Below are 21,427 nucleotides of genomic sequence, written 5' to 3' on the forward strand. Positions count from 1 at the left end.
AATGTCATTTTCCTCTTCAAAGTCCACGGGATTTAAATACTCATCATGACACCCATTTTAATCATGTCATGGGCAGTGTTTAAATCCGACAAACGCTGAAGGTGAAATGACAAAGAGGGCCTGTCAGTCTGAGCCTGTCGAAGACTCGCGCGTAAAGGCCTACCCACCATGCTTCGACAAGCTCAGCATGACCCCTATTTTAAATTTGTCATGTAGACACACGAAGCATGTTACTCCTTAACAGCCATTGCTGTAACCGCCTGTAAATACCAGGCGGCATGGGGCAGCCACTGTTCTGTCCAGCGCCATTCGTTGCCATCGTCTTTCATTTTAAAATCGATACCGCTGCCGTCAGGATTTTCCTTTTTACCGGTGATGCCATTAGAGATGCCACCTTTACCCGACCCGTGGCCGAAGTTTGAACTCATATAGGGCACGTTATTTTTGCCGTACTGATACATAAAACACATTTGATAAGGGTTGCACCCCAGGATCCATGCTATCTGGTGTGATGCATATTCGGCCAGTTCCTTTTTTACGCCCCAGCTTCCTTTTTCAGGATATACCAATCGCCCCCCTACTAATGCCGCTGTCGCGAGCGAGCCCAGCCGGGCATTTTCACCCTGCCACCACCAGCCTGTTTCATTTTCATGCGGGATAAAGAAACCATCTTTTACCTCACCTCTGAATTTAAATGACTGCCGGGCATAACCAAACGGATTATCTACATTCTCCGTTACCTTCAGGTTATAATCCAAAGCTTTTTTTATGGTTGATAATGCTGCCGAACGTTTTTCAGCTTCCTGCTCCTTGTCCAAATACCTACATAGGGCAATAACCGGTAAGCCGGCATCAGCTGCATGCCAGAAGGGCCTGTCGCCATCATCTGCAATAAAATAACCTGCGGAGCTCATTCGCTTGCTCAAATGTTGTGCGCGTTTACGGGCTTCGTCGCGGTATGAAGAACTATCGGTAGCTATCCACAATTCAGTAGCAGCCATCAGTGCACAATAATCATCAATGATATTTTCCTTACCATCATCATCGTATTTGGTATTGTTTGCCAATAAATGAGCAAAGGCCCGCTTAGCAGCAGCAAGGTATTCGGCTGACTTAAAATCGCCGTCTTTTTTTAATTGTGAAATCCGCGCCAGCGAGGCAATCGCCATTCCCGCACCTTCACGAAAAGCGGCCTGGTATTCGTCAGTAGTAACGCTGTTTGCTTTTAATCCTACCACACGGCGGGCTTTAGGGTCTTTGTTAAAATAGCTGAATACGATCATATAAAAATAATCGTCTTTCGATAAGGCGCGCATCATATAATCGGCTCCCCAAAGGGCTTCATTCACCATGCCATCATAGCTGCCCAGTTTATTTAACAAACCCGGTGCAGTTTTTACCGTATTGATCATTGACCACGTTACCAAGGGAATTTGCTGGGGCGACACGAAATTTGCATAAGCTAAATGCGAAAAATATTTACTTACATCGCCGGAAGCATCGCACCAGCCGCCGCGCAGATCAACTGTTTTATCGCTGCCATAAAGCTGAACAGCGGCGTCGGCCTGTAACTCGGTAGGAGTGTTGGCCCGCTGCCTGTTGTAATAGCTTAATACCGATGGAATGGTGGTTACTGCCAGTGCACTTTCCTTAATCTCAAACCAATCAGATTGGGAATGAAAATCTTTGGTACCAATGTAAACCCTGTATTTTCCTTCCGCTTTAAATTCCGAAAAATCGGCCTGGTAAAAATATCCGTCCTTGTCCCATTCCCCTATCTTTAATGGCCCTTTTAATGGAGCAATATATACAGCATTGCCCTTTGAATTTTGCAACGAAAAAAGTATCCCCTCAACAAGTTTAGTGTCGCAACGCACCACAACAGTTTTTGCCCCCCTCACATCATAGCCCACCTGGTTCATATAAAAAACAGGTTCGGCTTTGCAAATGCAGCAAAATAACATGAAGAAAACAGAAAGGATAAGTTGGCAGCGGTTAAACAGGTTCATGTAAATGCGGTTTATTGATGGTTGCAATTTACGGCATTTACAAACCGGCAGTTAGTGATCCCGGTTAAAAAGCATTAACCATTACCCCTAATTCACCACTACATAGTATTTAAACAACCGTGACTATTTATTGATCCAGTTGAAACAAACTACAAATACCGACTATTTTAGTCATTTATTTAGTTAACTTTGAAAAGTTACAAAAATTGGCCGTTGTAACAGGCTGATAATTACTGCGCACTATACCAGGAGATTTTACAAGCTCCTCAACCCGATAACCGAAGCCCTTGTATCCATACTATACGAGGGCTTTTGCTTTTAAAAAACGATTATGGACGAAAGAAATTATTTGATGACATGGCAAAAGTACATGCCTGTAATACGCCTGCACTTAAAAAGAAGCATGCAGGAAGAACAGCAGTTTAAGCTCAATATCACCGATTTTGAAGCGGCAGGCAGCAGAGGTAAATCCGGCTATACATTTAGTATCAACATGGAAAATGGCAAAGTTACCAACAACATCAGCGGATCGGCAGTGGCCCGTGATTTATACGAGCTCCTTAAAGCCGACAACGCGATCAAAGAGCTATTAAAGGATAAGAATGTAAAAATGAGTGTTGGCAAATCGTTTGTCCTGAGCATTAAAACCACACACCTATCTTCTTACAGATAATAATATCCGGAAGTAATTTCAAAAAGGAAATAACCTGTTGGTTATTTCCTTTTTTTATGGGATGTCTTTTTGCTTTTACCTGAAGAGGAAGATTTTTTTGAAGACGACTTTTTAGACGACGAATGTTTTACTGATGACGAATGCTTTGATGAATGACTGCTCTTTTTAGATGACCGTCCGTGTCTTCTGCGTGGACGATACCCTTCTTCATCAATATTCTGATCTGCCGGTCTTTCCATTTTCCTGATTTTAGGGCCAAAATCGATGGCTTCATCATGGAAAAACTTATCAAAAGGATTGAAATAATAAATATTAGCCGCATCATAGATCTTGATACTGGCTTTTAAACGGTTATCGAAAGCTTCTTCGTCCTTAAGTTCAGGAGCAGTCCACCCTGCCTCAGCCAAACCGGCAATACGGGGAAATAACATAAAATCGAGGCGCTTTTCAGAACCTATCATTTCTGTCCAGACGTTTGCCTGTACACCTATGATCTGTTTAGATTGCAGATCCTCGTTGGTTTGCATTTGCTTTTCGGGGAAACCATAAACACTGCCAACGGTATTGTAAACACCTTTCCACCTGCGGCCGGAGATATGATCGGCATCCTGCACAAAATCAAAATACATCGGCAAGCGAGGGCAAAGCACTACTTGGTAACCTTTTTGTAAAGCTAAATGAAGCTGGCCGGGCATGTTTTGCCTCCACCAAAAAATAATGGTTTTATCAGCAGGCAGGTTTGTGCCGGTTGCTTCGTCCCAAGCCAATACTTTATTACCCGCGTTAATAGCCGTATCAGCTACACGCCTAAAAAAGTATCGCTCCAACTCCCCTACATCGGCAAAATTATTCTTCTGCATGAATCCGGCAATTGATGGATTAAGCGACCAGGCTTTAACACCTAAAGCCACTTCGTCACCTCCTAAATGAATCATTTTTGAAGGAAAAAGCGCACTGGTTTCTTTAATAATATTACCAAGGAACTGATAGGTGCTATCGATTGAAGGATTGAAAGTAAAATTAGGGTAGCCTTCAACACTGCCACCGCTAAACTGCGGATAGGCTTTATTAGCGGCTGTTGCATGACCCGGCATATCAATTTCAGGGATCACAGTTATATACCTTTCGGCAGCGTAAGCAATGATATCTTTAATCTGAGCCTGGGTATAATATTGAGGATCGGCCGATGAATCACTGTAGTTTCCTATTCCTCCAATCAGGGTTAGTTTTGGATATTTTTTTATCTCCAAACGCCAGCCTTGTGCATCGGTTAAATGCCAGTGAAATTTATTCAGCTTGTAATAGGCCATCCAGTCAAGGATCTGCTTCACTTTTTCCATTCCAAAAAAATGGCGCGATTCATCAAGCATCAACCCGCGCCATTGATAGCGTGGTATATCAGCTATGGTTAAAGATGTTAAGCTGATATTTTCGCCGCGGGGCTGATCTTTGATCAACTGCAACAGCGACATTACACCGTAGAATACCCCATCTTTATTTGATGAAGATATAGTGATCTCTCCCGACGATATTTTAAGCGAATATGCCCCGGGCGTTGGGTCACCATTGGTTAATAATAGATGGATTAAGCTGCCGGCATCTTTATTATCAATAGCAAGTGTAAAACCAGCCGACTGGCTTACTTGTTTCTGAAAGTAACGGGCTATTGGTAATAACGAAGCATCATTTACACCAACGGTACTGTGATTATTAAAAGTAAACTGCCCGGTACCGTTAACAACAGACTTGGGCTGGGGGATTATATTGACATTTTGCGCCCGCACATAGCCGGAAAACAAAAGAAATACAAGTACGATCTTAAATTTCATTCAAAAACAACTCAAATAGTTTGGGGCTGCTATGATATGAATTTTCTTTCAAAAACAGGGTAATTTGTTTGTAACAAAGTGTTTAAATCTTACAACCAGGTGCAGGCTGTTATTCGTAAGATCATGAAATCGACTGTTAGTACCGCCTGAAAGCTGTATAAATTACTTTACAATTTTTGAGATACGATTGTGAAATTTAGCTGTAGCAACATGTGAAGTGGCACAAAAATCACTGAAATTACCACAGTGCAAAAGAACAACCGCAAAACGCGCGTTCTAAACCAATTGCAAATTACTAAATTACAGTAATTTACATCAACCCAACTACTATATCTATGAACCAGGCTCGCATCAAAGGGGTGGGAAGGAATATTTCAGGCCTGTTATTTCGCAACAGATATTTCGTTATTACCTCGGTAGTAATTTTTGTTTTAGCAGCTTCAGTTTATTTACTTTTTTCATCCCCTAAATACAAAGTAAGGGTGGAGTTGAACACCTCCGGCGATTGGCAGTTACCAATTACTGCAATTAACGAATTGCGTTCTGAAGCCGTGATAGAAAAAGCGATCAACGCGTTAGGGTTCGAGGTAAGCTATTATAGTAAGGGAACTTTTGCAACAACAGAGGTCTACGGCGACTCTTTGCCCATTAAATTTATACTTGGAAAGGGCAGCAGTTATAATTCTCCTACTGAAATCATTATTAATTTAATCAATGGCAGCGTCTGCAGGATCGATCAAAATAATGTGCTCACAGATGTGCCTTTATACCATCCGGTTAAATATGGCTCTTTAAATTATACAATAATAAAAGGAGCCGCCTTTAAACCACCGCAACCTCCGTTGACAGTAAAACTTACTCCCCCTGCCGACTTATTTAAACAATTCAGTAAAAGTTTAGACGCAAAAGTTTTGAGCGATAATAGTTTTGAATTGAGATTAAATGCAGATAATGCTCAAAAGGGACGGGATTTTTTGAATAAGCTTATTGAAGTTGTTAATACCCAATATGCCAAAACAAATTTAGCGGGCAAACCGGCGGTTGTTGACAGTTCATTACTTACTAAATTAGGCGACAGCATAACATATTTTAAAGCAATGGCCGATCAATACCGCGAACAGCAAGCCGTGCTGAACAACATCAAAAAGCCCAGGCCGTTGCCGAAGCCAAAACCAAAGCCAAGACCAGTACCAATACAGACTACGCTGACTGAGAAAGAAAGAACCGACTTAAATAAGCTTACTACTGTTAAGTCATACGCATTAAAACCTAATGATGCTTTTGTTTTAATACCGGAAGATTATCATGTTAACGACAACCGTATCGAAGCACTTATAAAGGACTTTAATAAAGCGCAGCTTAATAAACAGCAGGTACTGAAGGATTCTGACAATGCGGACGCAAGTATTTATGCTTTCAAGCTCGAAATCAATTCAATTAAGGAAGCACTTGTTAATAGCATAACGCTAAAGGAACAAAAAATCAGGAATGCTCATCAAATCAGAGATGCCCGCCAACCCAGGCAAGTTGAGCAACCAGCAGATATTGAGCCATCAAGAAATGCCGAGCCACCAAAAGATGTTGAACAACCAAAAGATTCAAAATCAATAGCGTCATTTATATCATTGCAACTAAATGATTCGCTGGCTCAAATAAATGCTACAATTAAGATTAAGGAACAACAGTACAACAGGTTACTACATGGATCAGGCGTACAAAATCCAGCTCCAAAACTTACTATAACTGATAACTCGGACATTCAGGAATCAATGATTTTTAAATCCTTGCTAGCATATTTCTTCGCGCTGCTGGCAGGCCTGCTGCTGCCTGTTTTATCGCTGATTATACATGAATATACGATATCGGCCAAAAAAATGGCGGCACAATAAATGCAGAGAAATAGTTACCCAATACATGCAAAACGGCTGATCATGATTTATGATCAGCCGTTTCCGTTTTCATAGGGGTAGATAAAGATTATTTCCAGCCGCCGCCTAATGAGCGGTAAAGCTCGGCATTGGCGCTAAGTTGTGCCATTTTTATAGAGGCCAGCTCTAATTCACCCTGTAGCACATTGCTTTGGGCAGTAATTACTTCAAGATAGTTTGCAAGGCCATTTTTAAACAACATACTGGCATTGCTGGTAGCTTGCTGTAAAGTTTTAACGCGGTTAGCCGCGATAGTTTGTTGTTCTTTTAATTTTTGCAACCTTACTAAAGCATCCGATACTTCGCCTACGGCATTCAATACCGACTGGCGGAACTGGATCACTGTTTTTTCACGGTCAACTTTGGCAACTTCATACTGTGTACGTAGTTGTTTGTGTTGTAGCAAAGGCTGTGCTATTCCACCTGCAACTGTACCGAACAATGAAGCCGGAATGTTAAACCAGTTGCTCGATTTAAAAGAGTTTAAACCACCCTGACCGGTAATAGTTAACGCGGGATAAAGTTGAGCCTTTGCAATACCAACCCTCGCGTTGGCAATGTTCAATGCCAGTTCAGAACTCCTGACATCAGGCCTGCGGCTTACCATAGCCGATGGAACACCTGTTGAAAGGGTTTCAGGGAAGGTAATATCATTCAGGGTAACGTTACGTTCAATAGCATCAGGCAACCTGCCCGCTAAAATGCTTAAGCCATTTTCCTGAACATTAATGTCGCGCTCAAACTGAGGAACCAACTGTGCGGCGGCTTCCAACTGAGCCTGTGCCTGTTGAACACCTAACAGGGTTACCTGGCCCGCATCGTACTGCAATTTGATGATGCGTAAAGTACTATCGTTCAGTTTTACGTTTTTCTTTGCGATATTAAGCTGTTCGTCAAGCATCAAGAGGTTATAATAACCTTGAGATACACTTGACACAATGTTTGTTTGGATAGCTCTCTTTGCTTCGTTAGTTTGCAGGTACTGGGCCAAAGCCTCGCGGTTTTGACTGCGAATCTTACCCCAAATATCTGCCTCCCATGAAAGGGCTAAATTAGCAGAATAATCTTCAACATGTTTAGTGCCGATGTTAAACTGTTTAATGCTTAAACCCGTAACACTATTGTTAGATGGACGGTTGCTACTTGCGGTAACATTTAAACCGACAGACGGTACATAGTTCCATTTAACTTGTTTAAACTGCAATTCTGCAGCTTCGATATTTTTAATAGCTACCTGCATATCGTAGTTTTTTACTACAGCGCTGTCAATCAATTTTTGAAGAGCGGCATCGGTAAAAAAGTTTTTCCATTGCAAATCAGCAATGCTGCTGGTATCGCCGGTAGTAACGGCGTTCCTGAAGGCTTCAGGTTGCGCATCCTTTGGCGTAGCAACATCTTTTGAAACTTTACAGCCTGCAAGCACCACCAGTGCCAAAGCCAAACTGCCTATTATATTTTTCATTGTTATATCTTTTTTAAACTATCACGGACTTTTAAACCCGTGATAGTTTTAGTTGATGTTTGATTGATTAAGCTGAATATTCGTTTTCAAGCACAGCCACATCTTTACCATGACCGGCACCATTGGATCCAACCGGTACAGGTTTACCACTGATGCGTTCCTGCAGGCCCTGGAATATCACGTATAGTACAGGTATGATAAACAAACCTAACAATACACCTGAAACCATCCCGCCTGCTGCACCGATACTGATAGAGTGGTTACCCTGTGCAGATGGACCGGTAGCAATACTCATCGGGAATAAACCGAATACAAACGCCATTGAGGTCATGATGATTGGACGAATCCTGAGCTGAGCAGCTTCGATAGCCGATTGAACCAGCCCGTGCCCTGCCTTTCGCCGTTGCACCGCAAACTCTACGATCAGGATGGCGTTCTTCGCTAACAAACCGATAAGCATGATCAGCGCAACCTGTACATAGATGTTGTTTTCGATACCGGTTAAACCTAATACGATAAACACACCAAACAAACCTGTAGGGATTGAAAGTATTACTGCCAATGGCAGGATGTAACTTTCGTATTGTGCTGATAATAAGAAGTACACAAATATCAAACAAAGTAAAAAGATGATAGCCGACTGACCACCTGAGGCAATTTCCTCACGGGTTTGGCCTGAAAACTCATAGGCAAAACCAGCAGGCAACTGTTCTTTAGCTGTTTCCTGGATAGCCTTGATAGCGTCACCAGAGCTATAGCCCGGTTTAGGGATAGCATTTACCTCAATAGAGTTAAACAGGTTATAACGTGAAGCGGTTTCTGAACCATAAACACGGGTTAATTTAACCAGTGTATTGATCGGCACATTTTCGCCTCCTTTGTTTTTAACAAACACACGGTCAATTGCTGAAGGATCGGTTCTGTCGGCAATATCAGCCTGAACAACTACGCGGTAGTATTTACCAAAGCGGTTGAAATCTGATGCTTGCGCAGTACCAAAGTAAGCCTGCATTGTTGACAGGATGTCTTTAACATTTACACCTAACTGATTAGCTTTTTCATCATCGACTTCTAATTGTAATTGAGGATAATCTGCTTTATAAGATGTAAAAGCGTAAGCAATTGCCGGTTTCGCCATTAGCTTGCCGATAAAGTTATTGGCAACACCGCTAAATTTATCCAGCCTGCCGTTGGTTTTATCCTGCAGCATCACGTCCAAAGCTTCCACGTTACTAAATCCCGGAACAGTTGGGAAACTGAACACGAAGAAAGTACCGCCGGGTATACCAGCTAACTTGCCCCTAACTATATTTTGAATAGCATCGATATTTTTAACATCACCCCTCTCTTCAGTAGGTTTCAACAACAGGAAGATTACACCTGCTGATGGACTGCTGGATTGGGTTAAGAAGTTAAAACCAGATAGCGCTGTAACAAACCGTGCTGACGGTAAATTTTTCAACTGGTCTTCAGCCAGTTTAAAGGTTTTATTAGTACCTGCTAATGAAGTACCTGATGGTGTATTAACAGCTATAGCCACGAAGCCCTGATCCTCTGTTGGGATAAAGCCTGTTTTTGTTTTGTTTACCATATAAACGGTAGCAACAATTATTAAGGCAAGGCCGGCCATACTGATCCATTTATTACGGATCAAAACTTTTAAGCCTCCAACATACCTGTTGGTCATATAGTTGAAGCCACCGTTGAAGCCTGCGTAAAATTTATCTACAAAACTTTGTTTCGGTGCAGCGTGACCATCCTGGGTATGTTTATTCTTTAAGAATAAAGCAGCCAAAGCAGGACTTAAGGTTAAAGCGTTAACAGCTGATATAATAATAGCTATGGCCATGGTTAACGCAAACTGCCGGTAAAAGATCCCTGTTGAACCGGTCATGAAACTTACCGGTAAAAATACCGCCGCCATAACCAAAGTAATAGATATGATTGCACCGGTAATTTCGTGCATTGCCTCGGTAGTTGCCTCTTTAGGGGTAAGGCTTGGGTCGTGCTCCATTTTGGCATGCACCGCCTCCACCACCACAATAGCATCATCCACCACAATACCGATGGCGAGTACCAATGCAAACAATGTTAAGAGATTAACAGAGAAACCGAACAGGTTCATGAAGAAGAACGTACCGATAATAGCAACCGGAACCGCTATAGCAGGGATCAACGTTGACCTGAAATCTTGCAGGAATACAAATACTACGAGGAACACCAATATAAAGGCTTCTACCAATGTGTGCTCAACCTGGTTAATTGATTCGTCAAGGTCTGTCTTTGTACGATAGAACTGATTGTATTTAATGCCTACAGGAAAATCTTTAGATGCTTTTTCCATCAGCTTGTCAATCGCAATCTGAATTTCATTGGCGTTTGACCCTGATAATTGTATAATACCAATGATGATACCGTCGTGGCCATTCAGGTTACTTACACTGTTATATGAGTAAGCACCCAGTTCAACACGTGCTACGTCTTTCAAACGCAATACAGAACCATCTGCATTAGCGCGGATAGCTATGTTCTGATACTCCTCTGGTTTAGTAAGTTTACCTTTGTATTTAATTACATACTCAAATGCTTCGTTACTGCGCTCACCAAATTTACCTGGTGCAGCTTCAAGGTTTTTGTCTTGTATAGCTGCGGTTACTTCGGCAGGTGTAACGTTGTAGGCTGCCATTTGAGTTGGATTCAACCAAACGCGCATCGAGTAGTCCTTAATACCACCAAAGATACTGGCAGAACCTACGCCCGGGATACGTTTAATTTCCGGAACGATATTGATCTGCGCATAGTTGGCAACAAAGGTTTGATCGTATTTTTTAGGATCTTCAGAGTAAATACCCATTGCGCCAATAAAGCTGTTTTGTTGTTTGGTAGTTGTAATACCATATTGCAAAACCTCGGCAGGTAACTGGCTTGAAGCCTGAGAAACACGGTTTTGAACGTTTACTGCTGCCTGATCGGGGTTGGTGCCTTGTTTAAAGTAAACGGTGATACCTAATGTACCGTCATTACTGGCGGTAGAGGTCATATAGGTCATATTTTCCACACCGTTAATTGCTTCTTCTAACGAAGGCGTAACGGAACGTAAAATAGTTTCGGCGTTGGCGCCCGGATACACAGCAGATACCAATACTGATGGAGGGGCAATATTAGGGAACCGCTCCAAGGGCAGTTTGGTTAAACCAAGCACACCCACTATCACCAACAATATGGAGATAACAGTTGAGAGTACCGGTCTTTCTATAAATTTCTGAAACATGACTTTAAAGTTTAAGTGTATGTATTATTTCTTTACTACTGCAGCTACTTTATCTGCCGCTTTTTGAGGCTGGATAACCATACCTTCCTGTAGTTTATCTATGCCCTCTAACACGATCTGGTCGCCTGCTTTAATAGCTTCTTTGTCTTTAACCAGGTAATGATCGCCCGATTTACCAACTATGTCGATAGGTTGTTTTTTAACTTTGCTGCTATCGCCAACGATAAATACAAATACTTTGTCCTGCATTTCAATAGTTGACGCTTCAGGAACGATCAAAGCATCTTTATGGCTCAGGCTTAAACGGATCTTGCCGGTATTACCTGAACGTAAAAGGCCATCAGGGTTTGAGAAGTTAGCCCTTAGGGTGATAGCGCCGGTGTTTTTGTCAAACTGACCGTCAATGATATCTATTTTGCCCTGTTTACCGTATTCTGTATTATCAGCAAGTAATAACGATACTGATGGTACATTTTTCAATTTATCTTTAAGGCTTATACCTGGATACTGCTCTTTAAAGGCAACAAAATCTTTTTCGCCCAATGAAAAGTAAACGTGTACGTCGTGAACATCTGATAACTGAGTAAGTGCCGCAACATCTACCGGGGTAACCAGGCTACCTTGTTTCTTTTCGAGCCTGCCGATATAACCGCTTACAGGAGCTTTAATTAAGGTATAACCTACATTGATTTGCGCGGTAGCTACATTAGCTTTAGCCGATTCGATATTGGCTTTTGCAACGTCAGCTGCTGCTTTAGCTGTTTTCAACTGGTAATCAGATACTACCTTGTTGGCAACAAGCGGGGTTAATTTTTCTACTTCCAATTGCGCGTTTACCTGTGCTGCTTCGGCGGCGTGTAAGCTTGCCAATGCATTATTTAAAGCTGCGCGGTATGGTTGTTCGTTAATTTTAAATATTGGCTGGCCGGCAGATACGTAAGCACCTTCGTCAACAAATACTTTATCTAAAGTGCCGCTTACCTGTGGCCTGATCTCTACGTTAACAGTACCTTCAATTGAAGCAGGATATTCCTGATAAGTGGTTTCGGTACCTGATACAATTGTAGCAACCGGTAAGGCCGGTGGCGGCGGTGCTGTTGGAGCCTGCGGTGCAGATGAACATCCATATAATGTTAAAGCTGCAACTGCTGCTAAAAGGAGTGTTTTCATGAGTGATGATTTTAAGAGTGGTGAATGGATAGGGTTAGAATAAGCCGTTGGGCTTGTGTTATATGATGATTTGATTGTTTTCATTGCTTTACTATTGCGATTGTTTTCAATTGAAATGCCAGTTTCACAACTAACTAAATATCAATAATTTATAATGTTTATATTTTAACTTCGAGTGCCTTATATCGTGATATCTCACGATTTCCATAACGATATATCAAAATGATACGCTAATTAAAGCAGTTGCATAAATTAGATGTTACAACACCGTTAAATCGTTTAACACTGTTAAGTAGATTGTGTGGGTTGTGAGTGAGCTTTTCCATTGTATTAAGAGTTTGTTTTAAGTGCTTAACAGTTACTTAACACTGTAAGATAATTTAACAGTGTTATTTTCAGGTTACAAAAGAACTGCGTCTTTCATCGACCTGATGATTCCGCCTATGGTATCTTTCAAAACCTGGCGGTTAACTTCATCAGAGAAACCTCTGCTTAGTAAGTTGATAGATACCAATCCGTGTACAACCGACCAAAAAGTGTAATACTTTGTACAAATCATTTCGTCATTGATATCCTTTATATTCATCAATTTCATGATCGCCTCGCTAACCAAAGTGGTGGGGCGCTGGGCTTCAGGCATTGACTTTACCAATTCGCAGCAACAGTTCATTTGTACGCCAAACATAACCTGGTAAAGTTCTTTATTTTCAAAAGCGAAATTCCAGTAAGCAAGCCACATGGCTTCTAATTGCTCTTCGGGCAGGCGGTAGTTATCTTTTGCTACCTCCATATCCTTTGATAAGATCAAATAACCTTTGCGGGTGAGTTCCATTAATATAGCATCCTTATTTGCAAAGTATTCATATATAATGGGCGCGGTGTATTCAATTACATCAGCAATCTTACGCATGCTTAAAGCCTGCCAGCCTTCATGCTTAACTATGTGGAGCGCGGCATCCAGAATATTGACCCTGGTTTCCTCTTTTAAGCGCTGTATTCGTTCTTTACTTGCCATTTTGATTACACTATTAAATCATTTAACAGTGTTAAGCAAAAGTATAACGGTTTTAGAGATTATTTACCATCCCTTTGTAAAAAACGTTTCATCCAATTGTCATGGATTAAACCTTTAGGGGCAAATCCGGTTGGTAAACGCTTATTTTTTTACCAGGTAAACCAATTGCCCAATATGATAGCCCTGGTGTATTGTACGATTAATCAGGATATTCAGTCTGTTACGGTGCGGCTCTTTTGCAAAATCATCTGCGGAAATAGCACTATGTGGCTTAAACCAATCTTCGGGCTGCATGGCATTCATTCTATCGGTTAACACCTCATTAACTTTTGCCCAAAATTGCTTTAGCTCCGCCAATGAAGGTTTTTCCAAACCTGAATTTTCAGGGCTTTTAACAAATATTTGATCGAGCTGGGGATAGAGCCTTTCGCCCAGGCCTAAGAAAGTGAACAATCCGTCGCTCACAGCAGTAAGGTGGCCCAGCAGGTAAACACCGCTGTTACGGCCGGGAGCCGTTTCGGTAGCAAGGGCTTCGTCGGTCAGTTTATCGAGCAAACCGTTTAAACGACTATTTTGCAGTTCCCAGTTGGAAACTACCATCTTGATAAATAAGTCGGTTGACGGTTGAATGCTGATTTCAGTAATATTTTCGCTCATTCTTTGCAGATGTAATATCAAACCGGCTGATTTGATATTACAATTATAAGCTAAAACCTAATCGACAGATATAGCTACCTGCTTATTTGACAAAACTATGATACCGCGGGCTCATCCTCAATTTTACGTACCATCCATATCATCATTGCGGCAAAAGCGGCAACAACAAAGAAAGCAATCTGCAGGTTAGCTGCCTGTGCAATAAAACCTACTATTGGCGGTATTATAACAAAGCCGAGATACCCCACTGTTGATATAGCTGCCAATGCCTGGCTGCTGTTCATAGTTTTTGATTTACCCGCCATGCTGAATATCAGTGGTACTATACATGACACACCCATACCTATCATGGCATAACCTAAATAAACAGTTAAAGTATATGGTAAAAATACCGATACCAACAGGCCTGCCAAAACAAGTACACTACTGTAAGTTAAAACCTTTTTAATACCGATGGCCGACACAATCCTATCACCTGCAAATCGACCAATGGTCATAGTAACCATGTAAACAACAAAACCGGCTTCGGCAAATGATTTAGAGGCATGCACTACCTTTTCAAAATAAACTCCGCTCCAGTCGTACAATGTGTTTTCGCAAGCCATTGAAGCAAAGCAGATCAACGAAAATTTAAGCAAATGTTTATCAGGCATAGAAAATACCGATTTGTTGGGCGTTTCAGCAGGCTGGTAATCGTATGTTGAAGGGTAAAATATTGCCGAGAGGATCAGCATCGCAATCCCTACACCTAATAAATGCCAGGAAGGCGCTACATTAAATAACACCATCAGGTAACCAACCGCAGCTCCTCCAAAACCGGCCAAGCTCCAGATGCCATGAAACGTTACCATGATGGATTTATCATACAGGGCCTGGATCCCCACAGCCTGCGAGTTCATGGATAAACCTAAAATATTACGGGTTGAACCAACGAAGAACAAAACGACGATCAGCTGCCACATATACGCCGCAAAGCCGGGAAGGCATAACACCAAACTGAAGGCCAGTGCTCCTGTCAGCATCATTACACGACTGCTGAAATGCTTGATCATTTTGGACGTTAGCGGCATCGTAAGCATCAGGCCAACAGGCATAGCAAATAACACAACCCCTAACTGGGCTTCATTTAAATTAAGCTGATGTTTTATGGATGGAATACGTGAGGCCCACGAAGAGTAACCGAAGCCCGAAACGAAGAAGAATACACTGTTGGCAATCCGCATTTTTGACTTGCCCGCAGCCGATAGCTGATCCATACCGCAAATTTATGGATAAATTGCATGTATAGATCCTGTTACTTTAATTTAATGCTGCTTACATGCAAGGCTGCAATTGCCCACAAGGATCTTCGATTTTTTGCTCTTTATGGAAAACCTTGTTGAACCCCTGTTGCACATAAGTTAAACCTAAGTTCAAAAGCGCTGATACCTGCAATGGGGTGGTATCAGGCAGTGTAAGTGAGATGATGTGTGATAGAAATTTCATAATTATAATATCGTTTCCGGTTGCAAAAGTGATACAATAACTTTGAAAAAAATTGACGTACATTAACAACTGACTTTAGGCAGATAATTGTGATTAAGTATGATAAAAACCTGACAGTGTATCATTTAAACACCTATTCTTTTTACGCCTATTAAGTCAATTATCCGCCAATTGCAATATTGAGGCATTGGCTTGTCATCGTGTTTTTTTAGCTTTACTTTTGATGTACGGATTAAAAAATGAGAGAGACCACCAAAACTTTGAGTTCAGGACCTACATATAAAGCAGCCGGTAAAGTGGCAACCATTATCGAAAGGCATTTCAGGCATTTTCACGCCAAGGCCCTCGCCGATAACAATGAGATAGACCTTGCTCCTACCCCCAGCTGTACCACAATCGAATCACTTATCGATATCTCATTTTGGGCAAGCTTGCGCCGGGAAGAAGGATTTTCACCAAAGTTCACCCTGGCCTTTTTACCGCCCGAAGCCGCCGGTCAGCCGTTGTTATTTGGTGGCAAAATTAAACTCGCACCTAATATCCTAACTAAATTTGCTTCGGCAGTACAACAGCCGGGCATCCATTTAGGCATCTGGATAGAAGATGATGAACTATACATCTGGGGAACCACCCTGGCAATTCCGGCTTACTGTTTTGTGCTGGAAGTAATTGAACCCGGATTATTAGTGATCAAACATCGCCGTATAGAGGGTTTTGGCAAATTTGTAAACATAGCCATATTAAAAGGCGACGATATTAAAGTAGTTGACGAACACGGATCCAGCATTTCTGATTGTCCTAATGTACTTTCGGCTATGCTTGATTTTACGTTGCCATCCCTATGGAATGATCCGGTAAACGTATTAGTTCAACTGGCTACCTCCATGCAAGCCCACAAACGTGGCGGCATATTATTAGTTGTCCCCTCCGGAAGCGAAGAATGGCGCGAATCCATCATCACCCCGATCTCCTACCCCGTCGATCCTCCGTTTTCGGGGCTTACAGATCTGATGATTCACGAAGGCATCGACCGTTACCACACCTCCTGGCAGGAAAAAATGCGCCGCGCGGTTGATACCATAGGCGGATTAACTTCGATAGACGGCGCTACGCTAATAAACGATAAACACGAGCTGCTGGCGTTCGGTGCCAAAATAGGCCGCTCAGAAAAAAGTTCACCTATCGAAGAGATTGTAGTGACCGAACCAATAGTAGGCTGCTCAACCCGGGTGATCCATCCTGCTCAAAACGGCGGTACAAGGCATTTGGCGGCGGCTCAATTTGTTTACGACCAAAAAGACGCCTTAGCGCTGGTAGCCTCTCAGGATGGCAGGTTCACAGTATTTGCATGGTCGCCTGCTGTAGGCATGGTGCATGCACATCAGATAGATATATTGTTGTTGTAAGCTGGTTGTCTGAATCAAAATTTACAGAATTATAAAATGTTCAGAATTGAAGATTTTGATTGAGAACAGCATTATGTTAATTCAAAAATTCTGTAAATTTTGATTCAGACAATCCGCGCAATCCATTAATCCCCCAAAATCCCGGTTAAGACTAATCGCAATTCAATAACAAATCGTAATATTTTCTCATCAGCACGGTATCATAATTAACCAGCGACTGATAGGCTTCTGAAACAAGTTCATTGAGAATAGATGAACCCAACTGACCGCCTCCGTTTGGGATGGAGTCGTAATAAATAATGATTTCCTTCACTCTGATTATTTCATACAGCAACTGCTGAACCAAATCAGTTTGTGTACCCGTCTGCATTCCAGCCGAATTCTTGCTCAGGAAGTCTAAAGGATCGTTAGTAGCAGGGGTCATTTTTTTGTCAAACAGGATCGGAATTATGATATTATCAACTACGTATTAACAGTTAATAAGTTTAAACATCCGCTTTTTGTTTTAAAAAAATAAAAAAAAATGAAACAAAATAACAAAACCCTCATAAAGAGGGTTTTGTTATTTTTAAAAATTGCTTAGTTACTTTGTTTTGGCTCCGGTTTAGGTAATAAAACCTTGCGCGATAACTTAAGTTTACCTTGTTTATCTACGTCAAGCAGTTTTACCCTTACTTCGTCACCAATCTGGAAGATACCATCCATAGTTTCGATACGGCGGTGATCAATTTCAGATATGTGCAGCAAACCATCTTTACCCGGCATGATCTCAACAAACGCACCGAAAGGCATGATTGATTTCACTTTACCTTCGTAAATTTCGCCAACCTCAGGTTTTGAAGCAATAGCGCGGATACGTCCTAAAGCAGCATCAATAGAAGCCTTGTTATCGGCAAAGATCTGAACAATACCCTGGTTGTCTTTTTCTTCGATAGAAATGGTTGCGCCAGTTTCACGCTGCATTTCCTGGATGATTTTACCGCCGGGCCCGATAACTGCACCAATAAATTCTTTATCAATTTTAATGGTAACAATACGTGGAGCGTGTGGTTTGTAGTCGGCACGTGCCTCGGTAATGGTTTTAGCCATTTCGCCAAGGATATGTAAACGACCGTCTTTAGCCTGGTTTAAAGCGTTGGTTAACACTTCATATGAAAGGCCATTGATCTTCAAGTCCATTTGTACTGCAACGATACCATTTTTAGTACCCGTTACTTTAAAGTCCATATCACCTAAGTGATCTTCATCACCAAGGATATCAGAAAGGATAGCATATTTAGTACCCATTTCGTTGGTGATCAAGCCCATTGCAATACCCGATACAGGCTCTTTAATTTTAACACCTGCATCCATCAGTGCCAATGTACCGGCACAAACTGTAGCCATTGATGAAGAACCATTTGATTCCAAAATATCAGAAACTATACGGATAGTATATGGATTTTCATCTTCAGAAGGCAATACTTGTTTCAATGAACGCATAGCCAGGTTACCGTGACCAATTTCGCGGCGACCGGCACCCCTGTTAGGCCTAACCTCACCTGTTGAGAAACCAGGGAAATTGTAGTGCAACAGGAATTTTTGGTATCCGTTAATGAAAGCACCGTCAATCATTTGCTCGTCGTCCTTAGCACCTAAGGTAACAGTAGTTAATGATTGAGTTTCGCCACGGGTAAATACCGCCGAACCGTGAGCAGATGGTAAATAACCAACCTCGCTCCATATTGGGCGGATCTGGGTAGTGGTACGACCGTCTAAACGTTTGCCTTCGTCTAATACAAGGTTACGGATAGCATCATACTCCACATCATGGTAGTATTTTTTAGCAAGGCCTTTGGTGATATCGTCGATCTCGCCTAAAGTAGCGATGTAAGCATCACGAACTTCTTTAAATTTAGCACCACGCTCTTCTTTTGCTGATGCAGCAGAAGCAATGGCATAAACCTGGTCATAAGTAGCAGCGTAGATGGCTTTTTTCAAATCCTCGTTGCTGTGCTCGTGGCTATAAACACGTTTTTCAGTTTTACCAACTTCAATGGTCAGTTCTTTTTGAGCTAAACATTGTAGTTTGATAGCAGTATGGGCAAATTTGATGGCTTCAACCAATTCAGCTTCCTGAATTTCTTTTGATTCGCCTTCAACCATGTTGATATCATGCTCGCTACCTGCTACGATAAATTCTAAAGTAGCACGCTCAAGCTGGCTTAAAGTAGGGTTAATTACTAACTGACCGTCAATTTTAGCAACACGTACTTCAGAGATAGGACCGTTAAAAGGGATGTTAGATACAGATAAAGCTGCAGATGCTGCCAAACCAGCTAATGCATCAGGCATGATATCTTTATCAGCAGATATCAAAGAGATCATCACTTGTGTATCTGCGTGATAATCATCAGGGAATAATGGACGCAAAGCACGGTCAACCAAACGAGAGATCAATACCTCATAGTCTGATAAACGAGCCTCGCGGCGTAAAAAACCACCTGGGATACGGCCTGTGGCAGCATATTTTTCCTGGTAGTCAACAGATAACGGCAAGAAGTCAACACCTTCTTTAGCTTCAGGCGATGATACAACAGTAGCCAGTAACATGGTATCACCCATTTTTACTACTACTGAACCATCCGCTTGTTTGGCCAGTTTACCTGTTTCGATCTCAATGGTGCGTCCGTCGCCCAGATCAATAACTTTTTTAATTACGTTTAAACTCATCTTTTTTTGTTTGTGATGCACTTTTCATCTTCGGGAGCGCATCGGATTTTATGTGTGTAAATATATGTTTCAAAAGTAAAAAAGCCATCCTAAAATGGGGATGGCTTTTAAATAAAAAAGGAGAGAATTACTTAATGATATCCCTTAGCTGTAAAGCCTTGATGATAGCACGATATCTTTCAATGTCTTTTTTGAATAAGTATGCAAGTAAAGCGCGACGTTTACCTACTAATTTTTGCAGTGATAACTGGGTTGAAAAATCATGTTTGTTTTTTTTCAGGTGACCAGTTAAATGCGCGATGCGAGTGGTGAATAAAGCTACCTGTCCTTCTGCAGAACCTGTGTCTGTAGCCGATTTACCGTGTTTTGCAAAGATCTCTGCCTTTGCTTCTTTACCTAAATACATTACTTGAATAATATTAAAGCGTTAACTATTTTATTAATTGTGGGTGCAAAGATAGTGATTAATTATGCAAAAGCAAGGGGTGGGTGAATTTTGAGTGAATGGTTGATTGGGTTGGATTAAGTGAGTGGTTGATTGAGTTGATTAAGTGAATGGTTGGTTAGGATAATAGCCTTTATAGTTGTCTGAACCTGAATTTTAAGGAATTAACAGAATGATAAGCACATTCAAAAAATTCTCAAAATTTCGTAAAATTCGAGTTCAGACAAAAAATCCGAAATCGAAAACCCCAAATCCGAAATCAATATGGGCGTTACCTCCGGCCCGCGCTATACGCCTACAGGCATTATCCGTTGGCTAACGGACGGTATCCGCTACTATCGCTAACGCAGATTCGTAAACATTAAACCAACCACTCACCAAATCACAACAAATACTCCCCTGCTTTACCATATTTTTCCAACTGCCTGATACCAGTACTTGAAATATGCTCAAATTCCATATCGCAGAAAATAGCAGTTACACTAATATTCTTACCACCTAACTCCTGCAGGTAGCGGTATTGATTTAGTTCATATTGCAGATCAGATCCGTTTCTTAACCCACGAATGATGGTAACATCATAACCCAGACCCTCTATAAATTCGGTGAGTAATCCTTCGTAGGTTTCAATCTGCCGGTATTTTAAAACATCCGGCAATTCATAAGTGGCTTTATCCTTCTCAGGGTTAACGCCGCGGGCTATGATCACCTTATCAAAAATATGTTCAGCCTTTTGCAGTATATTATAATGTCCTTTATGGAAAGGGTTGAAACTTCCGGGATATACAGCAATGCGGGGTTTAAAGTTTCCTACATAGGTTATCAAATAATCCAGGACAGGGTTATTAATGCCCTGCTGCAAACTTTTCAATACCTCTACCCTCTTCTCCCGGTAAATTTTGTGGTCAACAAACTGGAACTCCTTAAATATCTGCTGTTCGTAAATCAGCAGTTTGTCGAATGGCTGCTTTAGGATATTTAAATCGGCAGCGCTGAATACCTCTGATGATGCAGAGCCCGGTTTATGATGTTTGGAATCTAGTATGATATCTATTACAAGTGACTTAAGTGCGCTATCCCCGGTAAACACCTCTTTAAAATACTGCGCCGAATCCTCTTCGTTTGTTGCCGAACGCGGATCATAAATAATATCATGAAAAACAGTGGCCAGCAGCAATACATCATTATCACCGTAACCCTGGCTTTCTAATTGTTGCCAAATATTGTCCAGGTGCTCAAGCGTGTGATAAAACCGGTGCGGTTCACGGTAGCGGTCTAACACAGTTTCGTCAATACCACACCTTTTTAACCTGACTATTTGTTCGCTAATTTTCATTGCAATTTACTTAACACGCAATTTAGAAA

At 41.6% G+C, this 21,427-nt stretch carries 15 protein-coding genes; 3 read left to right on the forward strand and 12 right to left on the reverse strand.

From position 1 onward, the window contains the following. Positions 1-230 precede the first annotated feature (230 nt). On the reverse strand, positions 231-2,009 hold the full coding sequence (locus AC1DUD_RS08640) for a glycoside hydrolase family 9 protein (protein ID WP_477373609.1): 1,779 nt from the start codon (positions 2,007-2,009) through the stop codon (positions 231-233). Positions 2,010-2,340: 331 nt separating this feature from the next. Here AC1DUD_RS08640 and AC1DUD_RS08645 point away from each other — a divergent pair, with 331 nt between their 5' ends. Next, positions 2,341-2,682 (forward strand): hypothetical protein, encoded by a 342-nt coding sequence (locus AC1DUD_RS08645; protein ID WP_477373611.1) that lies wholly within the window; start codon positions 2,341-2,343, stop codon positions 2,680-2,682. A 41-nt stretch (positions 2,683-2,723) separates the two neighbouring features. Here the strand turns inward: AC1DUD_RS08645 and AC1DUD_RS08650 are convergent, their stop codons facing one another. After that, positions 2,724-4,511, reverse strand: coding sequence for a beta-N-acetylhexosaminidase (locus tag AC1DUD_RS08650; protein ID WP_477373613.1), 1,788 nt, complete (start codon positions 4,509-4,511; stop codon positions 2,724-2,726). 482 nt (positions 4,512-4,993) lie between these two features. Here AC1DUD_RS08650 and AC1DUD_RS08655 point away from each other — a divergent pair, with 482 nt between their 5' ends. After that, positions 4,994-6,400, forward strand: coding sequence for a hypothetical protein (locus tag AC1DUD_RS08655; protein ID WP_477373615.1), 1,407 nt, complete (start codon positions 4,994-4,996; stop codon positions 6,398-6,400). Positions 6,401-6,488: 88 nt separating this feature from the next. Here the strand turns inward: AC1DUD_RS08655 and AC1DUD_RS08660 are convergent, their stop codons facing one another. The 6 genes from AC1DUD_RS08660 to AC1DUD_RS08685 all read right to left on the reverse strand — a co-directional run bounded on the left by AC1DUD_RS08660 (position 6,489) and on the right by AC1DUD_RS08685 (position 15,270). Beyond that, positions 6,489-7,901 carry an efflux transporter outer membrane subunit gene (locus AC1DUD_RS08660; protein ID WP_477373617.1) on the reverse strand — a complete coding sequence of 471 codons (1,413 nt, stop codon included), beginning with the start codon at positions 7,899-7,901 and terminating at the stop codon, positions 6,489-6,491. 67 nt (positions 7,902-7,968) lie between these two features. Further along, entirely contained in the window at positions 7,969-11,172 is a 3,204-nt protein-coding gene (locus AC1DUD_RS08665; protein ID WP_477373619.1) for an efflux RND transporter permease subunit, read from the reverse strand. A gap of 24 nt (positions 11,173-11,196) precedes the next feature. Beyond that, positions 11,197-12,342, reverse strand: coding sequence for an efflux RND transporter periplasmic adaptor subunit (locus tag AC1DUD_RS08670; protein ID WP_477373621.1), 1,146 nt, complete (start codon positions 12,340-12,342; stop codon positions 11,197-11,199). 400 nt (positions 12,343-12,742) lie between these two features. Then, positions 12,743-13,357: a TetR/AcrR family transcriptional regulator gene (locus AC1DUD_RS08675; protein WP_477373623.1), complete on the reverse strand. Its 615-nt coding sequence runs from the start codon at positions 13,355-13,357 to the stop codon at positions 12,743-12,745. 141 nt (positions 13,358-13,498) lie between these two features. Then, the gene (locus AC1DUD_RS08680) at positions 13,499-14,014 is read right to left on the reverse strand and encodes a DinB family protein (protein ID WP_477373625.1); all 516 of its coding nucleotides are present in this window, start codon (positions 14,012-14,014) and stop codon (positions 13,499-13,501) included. A 95-nt stretch (positions 14,015-14,109) separates the two neighbouring features. Then, a complete protein-coding gene (locus AC1DUD_RS08685) occupies positions 14,110-15,270 on the reverse strand; it encodes an MFS transporter (protein ID WP_477373627.1) in 1,161 nt (386 codons plus the stop codon). Positions 15,271-15,738: 468 nt separating this feature from the next. Here AC1DUD_RS08685 and AC1DUD_RS08690 point away from each other — a divergent pair, with 468 nt between their 5' ends. Further along, the gene (locus AC1DUD_RS08690) at positions 15,739-16,905 is read left to right on the forward strand and encodes a putative sensor domain DACNV-containing protein (RefSeq protein WP_477373629.1); all 1,167 of its coding nucleotides are present in this window, start codon (positions 15,739-15,741) and stop codon (positions 16,903-16,905) included. 151 nt (positions 16,906-17,056) lie between these two features. On the opposite strand, the gene AC1DUD_RS08695 is transcribed toward AC1DUD_RS08690, so the two are convergent. From AC1DUD_RS08695 to AC1DUD_RS08710, 4 genes are all read right to left on the reverse strand, one after another. Further along, positions 17,057-17,329 carry a hypothetical protein gene (locus AC1DUD_RS08695; protein WP_330861877.1) on the reverse strand — a complete coding sequence of 91 codons (273 nt, stop codon included), beginning with the start codon at positions 17,327-17,329 and terminating at the stop codon, positions 17,057-17,059. A 155-nt stretch (positions 17,330-17,484) separates the two neighbouring features. Then, entirely contained in the window at positions 17,485-19,617 is a 2,133-nt protein-coding gene (gene pnp, locus AC1DUD_RS08700; protein WP_477373631.1) for a polyribonucleotide nucleotidyltransferase, read from the reverse strand. Between the two features lie 127 nt (positions 19,618-19,744). After that, on the reverse strand, positions 19,745-20,023 hold the full coding sequence (gene rpsO, locus AC1DUD_RS08705) for a 30S ribosomal protein S15 (protein ID WP_243486851.1): 279 nt from the start codon (positions 20,021-20,023) through the stop codon (positions 19,745-19,747). Between the two features lie 421 nt (positions 20,024-20,444). Continuing rightward, positions 20,445-21,398 (reverse strand): adenylyltransferase/cytidyltransferase family protein, encoded by a 954-nt coding sequence (locus tag AC1DUD_RS08710; RefSeq protein WP_477373633.1) that lies wholly within the window; start codon positions 21,396-21,398, stop codon positions 20,445-20,447. Positions 21,399-21,427: the final 29 nt, after the last annotated feature.

This window comes from Mucilaginibacter sp. P4_A11 (assembly GCF_056402535.1).